The sequence below is a fragment of the Endozoicomonas sp. ALE010 genome (assembly GCF_049310165.1).
Lineage (GTDB): Bacteria > Pseudomonadota > Gammaproteobacteria > Pseudomonadales > Endozoicomonadaceae > Endozoicomonas.
This window is the reverse complement of sequence record NZ_JBLYNV010000174.1, coordinates 1-1931: the sequence shown is the minus strand read 5'-3', so window position 1 is coordinate 1931 and position 1931 is coordinate 1. Positions and strand designations below refer to the sequence as shown.

1 protein-coding gene is annotated in these 1931 nt (G+C 56.3%); it reads left to right on the top strand.

Annotated features, from left to right (window positions below):
- Nucleotides 1-23: 23 nt before the first annotated feature.
- Nucleotides 24-1931: hypothetical protein (locus tag ACO6UY_RS24580; RefSeq protein ID WP_422491678.1), on the top strand; the 1908-nt coding region annotated here is incomplete at its 3' end.

The following is a 1931-nucleotide window of genomic DNA, read 5'->3' as shown; positions in this document are numbered from 1 at the left end:
CCGGGATGGCAAGCACTCAAACATTGTCATCCAACACTACGGCTCCGTTCTCACCAGAGCTGAGTTCGTCGATGAATACCACCGATGTGTCTGTGACTCCGTCAGGCATGGCAAGCACTCAGGCATTGTCATCCAACACTATGGCTCCGTTCTCACCAGAGCTGAGTTCGTCGATGAATACCACCGATGTATCGGTAACGCCATCAGGGATGACAAGCACCCAGGCACTGTCATCCAGCACAATGGTCCGGATCTCACCGGAGTTGAGTTCGTCGATTGATGCCACCGAGGCATCAGAAAACTTATCAGAGATTACGAAAAAACCGTCAACATCGCTAAAAATACCGTCGTCGTCTGCCGCACAAGCCACCAACACCGCAACACGCCCATCGTCCTCAGCCACCGACGATGCTGAAACCGACACCGCCCGGCGGGTATCCAGTACCCCCGCCGAGCCGGTTGCGACCCCCACCTCATCCCCGGTCACTGAAAACCACCAGGAGCCGATGGGGCCACAGGACAGAAAGCTGTTGAAACTGTATGCGGACCGGGGACAGCAAATCCATAAGGCCTATGCCCGGCAAATAAACGACATCGAAAATAACAATGCCTGGGCAATGGAGATGATCGAACGCAGTTATGAAGAGATAGAAATCAACGACAGGATCTATCTTAAATGGCCGGTGCAGCGGCTGCTGTGTTGTGCACACGGCCTGCGGGCCATGGACCGGCAGCTCAGGGACAACTTCCTGATCATCAGCAGTCTTGCCCGGCAATGCATCCAATATGATGCCAGCCATGATCCAGCCATGCAGCCTGGCATGACCGTCGGGCATCCTGCCTGGGAGGCCATTATTGCTGACCTGGTCAACCAGTTCCTGAATATGTATGCGCAGTACGGTGAAGCCCGTTTCAATATGATCAAGGCTACCGGCTTTCCTATGGAAGAGACGGCGGAGTCAGAGATATTCCAGGGGTTCAACGCCCGGAGCATGGATAGCACGGTCAATGCCCTGTTGCACCAGCCTTCCGGTTTATCGGCCCCGTTTTGGGACTTTCTCCAGGGGCTGGCAGACAGCCTGGATCATGAGCCACAGGACAACGATCTCAGGGTGCCCCGGCCGAACCGACACCTGTTGCAGGCCATACACAATACCACCGTCGCTGATGATGAGTTTACCCTGCCACAAGCCAGTCTGGACCCCGGGGATGTGGCGGCCACCAACCGGATCATCCGGGCTGAGCAGGCCCACTTTATCGCCAACATGGGAGAGCTGGAAGACAGGGAATATTTTCCAATCGATTACCTGAAGATATTCCAGAACCCCGCAGACTATGAGGCGGTGTTCCAGGATCAGGACACCATTCCCTGCCACCTGGCTGAACCGGGACTGGCTGACACCTCGGCCCTGGCCCGGCTTTTATCGCCTCCTCAACTATCCACTTCGCTACTATCCACTTCACAGCCATCCACTTCACCACTATCCACTTCGCCACTACCCACATCCACTACCCAAACACCAACAGCTCACTTTGAGGCGACCCCGTCTGAGGCGACCCCGTCGGCCATTCACGATTGTACCGACGCGGAGTCATCGTCGCCAACGATCGTACCGAGTCAAACCGCTCAACCTGTTGCGACCCCCACCGCCTCCGTCACCGACAGCCACCCGCCGCAGGTAGGCCCGCAGGGCAAAAAACTGCTGAAACTTTATGCGGACCGGGGCCAGGCGATCCATGACCGCTATATGTGGCAGATCAACGACTTCCAAAATAACAATGTCCGGGCGCTGCAGGCCATCTGGGACTTTGGTGAAGAGATAACCATCAACGACCGGATCTATCTGAAATGGCCCCTTGAACGGCTGGTGTGTTGCGCCCACGGCCTGCGGGCCATGGACAAACTGCTCCGGGATAACTTCCTGTCCATC